Consider the following 5384-nt stretch of genomic DNA (forward strand, 5'->3'; position numbering starts at 1 on the left):
CATTCTTCATCGCTCTTGAAGCGACTTGAACATCTTATCAAGAATAAGTAATTATGTCAACCCTTAATTACATTTTTCTTTCAAAGGCTTGTCAGCTTCAAAACGATCTTTTTCATTATACATATGCTTGCTTGAGTTGTCAACATCAGTCGGCATCTCTTGTTCAGCAACATGAAAATATACTACCAGCATATAATGTCTTTGTCAACGGAAACAAGAAATTTTTTTTACATCCATTGCTGTTTTTTACGAAACGCCGCGATCACCCCTTATCCCTTTAAGTTTAGCCTTGCTTCATTCAGATATTTGCCGAGTCTACTCTTAATGCCGTTTGACGTGTGTTTAAAGTAATTCCCTATGAATAGAGAATAGAGAAAGCAGATCGAAGGCTGACGATAAGCGCTGTAAGCACGAATACGATTAGGTGATCAATCTTCCTCCCCGGGTGATGTTCAACTGACGTCAGCATACAAAAGAGCCTGTTCCCAAAAGATTCTCCGACTTATGATGCGCTGCGGTCATCTTGACCGAGGACACAAACAAGGCAATCGCATCAACGGAGCACGCAAAGGCCTTGTGCCTGTTCCCATTGGGCGGCGCGTCATCACCGACTTTTGAGATGCCCTTATACAGAAAATCGTCCGCTCTTGGGTAAGAGCGGACGATTTTTAAATCAAACGTCATTAATCTTTTTTTCTCATTTGCGGGAAAAGCAGCACATCGCGAATCGATGCTGAATTGGTTAGAAGCATAACCAAACGGTCGATTCCGATCCCGAGCCCGCCGGTAGGCGGCATGCCGTATTCCATTGCTTCCAGGAAGTCTTCATCGATCACTTGCGCTTCGTCGTTGCCTGCTTCACGTTCACGCATCTGATCTTCAAAGCGTTGGCGCTGATCGATCGGATCATTTAATTCACTGAATGCATTACCATGCTCACGGCCGACAATGAACAATTCGAAACGATCACTGAAACGCGGATCTTTCGGATCTTTCTTCGCAAGCGGAGAAATCACAACCGGATGACCATAGATAAAGGTTGGCTGGATCAGCGTTTCTTCGACCTTTTGTTCAAAGAATTCATTAACCACATGCCCATAGGTCATGTCTTCTTTTACAGATACACCATTTTCGGCAGCCAATTTTCGCGCTTCCTCATCACTCATCTGCGGCCATAGGTCAACACCGGTTTGTTCCTTAATCGCCTCAACCATGTGCACGCGGCGCCAGCGCGGCTTCAAATCAACCTTCGCATCTCCATAAGTAATTTCCGTTGTTCCGAGTACCTTCTGCGCTACGGAAGAAATTAAATTCTCGGTAAGCTCCATTACATCACGCAAATCCTGATACGCGGTATAGAGTTCCATCATCGTGAACTCAGGATTATGCTTCGTTGATACGCCTTCGTTGCGGTACACACGGCCAATTTCGTAAACCCTCTCAAAACCGCCGATGATCAGACGCTTAAGATGCAACTCGATCGCGATACGCATATACAGATCCATATCCAAGGCATTGTGGTGTGTGATAAACGGACGCGCCGCCGCGCCGCCCGGAATAGAGTGCATCGTCGGCGTTTCAACTTCCAGATAGCCTTGCCCATCCAATTCATCGCGAATCGCTTTAACAATTTTGCTTCTTAGGATAAATGTTTCTCGAACTTCAGGGTTCACGATTAGATCCAAGTAGCGCTGACGATAGCGCTGCTCTACATCTTTAAGCCCGTGGAACTTGTCCGGGAGTGGCCGCATCGCTTTAGAGAGAATCTCAAACTTGTTGACCTTTATCGAGAGCTCGCCAACATGGGTTTTAAATACCGTTCCCTCAACACCAACAAAATCACCGATATCAATATGTTTGAAAATCTCATACTGTTCCTCTCCGACTGCATCCTTGCGAATATACAGCTGGATACGGCCGCTGAAATCTTGAATATCGGCAAATCCCGCTTTCCCCTTACGTCTTTTCGCCATTAAACGACCGGCCATAACAACAGCAACCGGATTCGCTTCCAACTCTTCCGTTGTATGATTTGCGTAATGTGATCGAATGTCTCCTGTATCATGGGTGCGGTCATAGTGACCACCAAATGGATCGATTCCTTGTTCAAATAAAACCTTCAGCTTCTCGCGACGGGCTTGAAGCTGATCGGTCAGATCTACTCCTTGACTCATTAATTGTTCTACCTCCAGTCGTATCCTGCGGGTGCCCTAAAGGGCGCCGGTGCAGGATCGAGCGCTTCTCAGTTACCGACACATCTACATCATAAAGAAAACTGCCAGTTAAGCTACCGGCAGTTCTATATCTAACCGAATTATAGAGAATATAAAAAACACTGTCAACCTCAGAGCGTGGGTGCCACTTCGGGTTTAAGGGTCTCACGAAAGTCAATCAATACCTGCCGAAGCGCGTCTCCAGTTTCACACTGATTGATTCGCTTGCGCACTTCGTTGCCTCCGGGCAGACCCTTCATGTACCAAGCGGCATGCTTGCGCATTTCCATCGATGCAATATGCTCGCCCTTCAATTTGCTCAGCTGATCGAAATGGATCCGGCAAACATCAACTTTCTCTGTGGCTGTCGGTTCCGGCGGCAGTACGCCGCTCTCAAGGTATTTAACCGTCCGGTACAACATCCAAGGATTCCCAAGCGCGCCGCGTCCAATCATCACGCCGTCCACACCGGTTTCATCAAGCATTCGTTTCGCATCCATCGGGGTACGGACATCCCCGTTTCCAATCACCGGAATGCCAACGGATTCCTTGACTTGGCGGATAATAGCCCAGTCTGCATCGCCTTCGTACATCTGAACGCGTGTACGTCCGTGTAACGCAACTGCTTGTCCGCCGGCACGCTCAACAGCCTGTGCGTTGCGAACCGCATAAATATGGTCGTCATCCCAGCCTTTGCGCATTTTTACCGTAACCGGTTTATCAACCGCATCGACGACGGCAGCAACCATCTCATAAATTTTATCAGGATCAAGAAGCCATCGCGATCCGGCATCACACTTCGTGACTTTCGGTACGGGACAGCCCATATTTATGTCAATGATATCTGCATTTGTATTTTTATCCACGTATTTCGCTGCCTGAACGAGCGTTTCTCGGGAACCACCGAAAATTTGCAGGCTCAGTGGTTTTTCGCGTTCATCAACATACAGCATATCCAGGGTCCGTTGATTATGATGAATAATCCCGCGGTCGGCGACCATTTCTGCACACACGAGTCCGGCGCCGAAACGCTTGGCAATCAGGCGAAATGCTGTATTACATACACCGGCCATTGGCGCAAGTACGACTTGATTTTTCATCTCAATCGGACCTATCTTTAACAACCGAATCATCCTTTCTTTTCTAGAGCTCCTTCATCTCCTGAAGGGATACGCCTAGTTTATCGCAAATCATAATCAGAAGGTCTGCATCCGGATTGCGGTTTTCTCTTTCAATTTCACCTAAAAGGGTCAAAGAGATACCTAATTCTTTTGCAAAAGTGGCTTGCGTATAGCCCTTCAGCTTTCGAAAAGCCCGAACTCTCCGGCCCCATTGTTCTGTTTCCATAATCGCACTCCCTCTTCTTCATTGAGATTCTGCCACAGCGTAAGCACCGAATGATTCTCTCTTGGGATCACCAGATGGGGCGCAATCTCAGCAAGCGGTTTGAGGACAAAAGCGCGGCGTGCAATTTCAGGATGAGGCAGGGACAATACTTCGGAATAGGTCCTTTCTTGACCAAAAAGGAGCAGGTCAAGATCAATCGTTCTTGGTCCCCAATGCACTTCTCTTGTTCGGTTCAAATCTGCTTCGACGGTTTGCATCTTCTTTAAAAGCGCAAGAGCAGGAAGCAGCGTTTCAATCTGCGCAGTCATGTTTAAAAAGTCCGCCTGCTCAACCGGCCCATAAGGATCGGTTTCATAGATTGAAGAGCAGCGAACAATTTGCACGCCTTGTTCTGCCTGCAGCGCCTTAAGTGCACGTTTCAAAAACCCTGCCCGGTCGCCCATATTCGACCCGAGCCCCAAATAAGCGGTTGTGCGCCGGCGTTCAATAAATACCGATACCGAGTCATAATGCCCAGCAATCGGCGGATTGGGTTTTATCACATGCACCCGGCATTCGCGAACCACAGGATAATTTTGCAAAACCGTTTCGGCGATCTTTTCTGCCACATGTTCGATTAATGCGCATGGCGGCCCTTCAACGATCTCTTTCACTTTTGTATAAACATCTGCATAGTTCACCGTCTGGTCAAGCCGGTCGGTGCTTCCGGCACGGTAGAGATCCAAGATCAGCGAAACATCAACATCAAAACGCTGACCAATACGCCGTTCTTCTTCAAGTGCGCCATGATAGCCATAAAATTGCATTCGATTTAACTGTATCGCGTCAGTCAAGATGATCCTCCTGCAGCATTGCGTCCATCATTTTTGCCATACGCACCATTTCACGTACGTCATGAACACGCATCATTTGACAACCCTTCGCTATGCCCAGACAAACCGTCGCTCCCGTACCTTCCACACGCTGATCCACCGGTAAACCTAAGACTCTTCCAATAAACCCCTTGCGTGAGGTGCCGAGTAAAATGGGATAGCCCAGTTCATGAAGTGCTTCAAGGTGATTCATTACATAAAGATTCTGTCGATCATCTTTTGCAAATCCGATCCCTGGATCAAGAATGATGTTCTCTGGGGCAACACCAGCATCCAGTACGCGATCAATACTTTCTTGAAGATCCTGCTTCATGTCTTCGATAATCCGATTATAATGATTGTTGTTTCGGTTATGCATGAGAACAATCGGCACCTGATATTCGGCAGCAACTTTCGCCATTTCCGGGTCTGCTTTAGCTCCCCAAATATCATTAATGATATCCGCACCCGCATCAAGCGCGCGTCGCGCCGTTTCCGCTTTATACGTGTCAATGGATATCGGAAGGTTCGTCTGCTTGCGAACCGCTTGAATCATTGGCACAACGCGGGCTATTTCTTCATCTAAATCAACGGGAAGGTGTCCCGGACGTGTCGATTCTCCGCCGATATCTATGATGTCGGCACCATCGCTTTCCATCTGCCGTGCATGCTGAACAGCAAGGTCTAAATGGTTGAAGCGTCCGCCATCGGAAAAAGAGTCCGGAGTCACATTCAAAATCCCCATAACCACAGTCTTTTTCCGATAGTCAAGCGTCGTTTCCCTGACCTTGAGCAGATGGTAAGGTGAAAGCTGATATGTGTTCACAGATTTAGTCCATCCTCCTGAAAAACTATCTATTTAATAAAAACAGTATAACACAATCATGGCCCATCCCTCAGTTGCAAACGTGGAATAAAATCCCCGATGCCGCAAGCAGCGATTAAAAAAACCAAGCTGTGCTTGGTACTTAAA

At 47.3% G+C, this 5384-nt stretch carries 6 protein-coding genes; all 6 read right to left on the reverse strand.

Annotated features, from left to right (window positions below):
• Window positions 1-462 precede the first annotated feature (462 nt).
• The 6 genes from SIN01_RS13800 to folP all read right to left on the reverse strand — a co-directional run bounded on the left by SIN01_RS13800 (window position 463) and on the right by folP (window position 5237).
• Window positions 463-684 carry a hypothetical protein gene (locus SIN01_RS13800; RefSeq protein ID WP_010026742.1) on the reverse strand — a complete coding sequence of 74 codons (222 nt, stop codon included), beginning with the start codon at window positions 682-684 and terminating at the stop codon, window positions 463-465.
• Window positions 684-2174, reverse strand: coding sequence for a lysine--tRNA ligase (gene lysS / locus SIN01_RS13805; RefSeq protein ID WP_010026743.1), 1491 nt, complete (start codon window positions 2172-2174; stop codon window positions 684-686). Before lysS ends, SIN01_RS13800 begins: the two co-directional genes overlap by 1 nt.
• Window positions 2175-2344: 170 nt before the next feature.
• A complete protein-coding gene (gene dusB / locus SIN01_RS13810; protein WP_029548294.1) occupies window positions 2345-3337 on the reverse strand; it encodes a tRNA dihydrouridine synthase DusB in 993 nt (330 codons plus the stop codon).
• A 19-nt stretch (window positions 3338-3356) separates the two neighbouring features.
• Window positions 3357-3560 (reverse strand): helix-turn-helix domain-containing protein, encoded by a 204-nt coding sequence (locus SIN01_RS13815; protein ID WP_010026745.1) that lies wholly within the window; start codon window positions 3558-3560, stop codon window positions 3357-3359.
• A complete protein-coding gene (gene folK, locus SIN01_RS13820; protein WP_010026747.1) occupies window positions 3512-4393 on the reverse strand; it encodes a 2-amino-4-hydroxy-6-hydroxymethyldihydropteridine diphosphokinase in 882 nt (293 codons plus the stop codon). The genes SIN01_RS13815 and folK overlap by 49 nt, the downstream gene beginning before the upstream one ends.
• Entirely contained in the window at window positions 4386-5237 is an 852-nt protein-coding gene (folP, locus tag SIN01_RS13825) for a dihydropteroate synthase (RefSeq protein WP_010026749.1), read from the reverse strand. The genes folK and folP overlap by 8 nt, the downstream gene beginning before the upstream one ends.
• Between the last annotated feature and the right edge of the window lie 147 nt (window positions 5238-5384).

Source organism: Sporolactobacillus inulinus (assembly GCF_006539285.1).
Taxonomy (GTDB): domain Bacteria; phylum Bacillota; class Bacilli; order Bacillales; family Sporolactobacillaceae; genus Sporolactobacillus; species Sporolactobacillus inulinus.

Excerpts from the sequence above, each read along its gene's own strand:
- SIN01_RS13815 (WP_010026745.1), bottom strand. The coding sequence starts at position 3,560 with ATGGAAACAGAACAATGGGGCCGGAGAGTTCGGGCTTTTCGAAAGCTG.
- lysS (WP_010026743.1), bottom strand. The coding sequence starts at position 2,174 with ATGAGTCAAGGAGTAGATCTGACCGATCAGCTTCAAGCCCGTCGCGAG.
- SIN01_RS13800 (WP_010026742.1), bottom strand. The coding sequence starts at position 684 with ATGACGTTTGATTTAAAAATCGTCCGCTCTTACCCAAGAGCGGACGAT.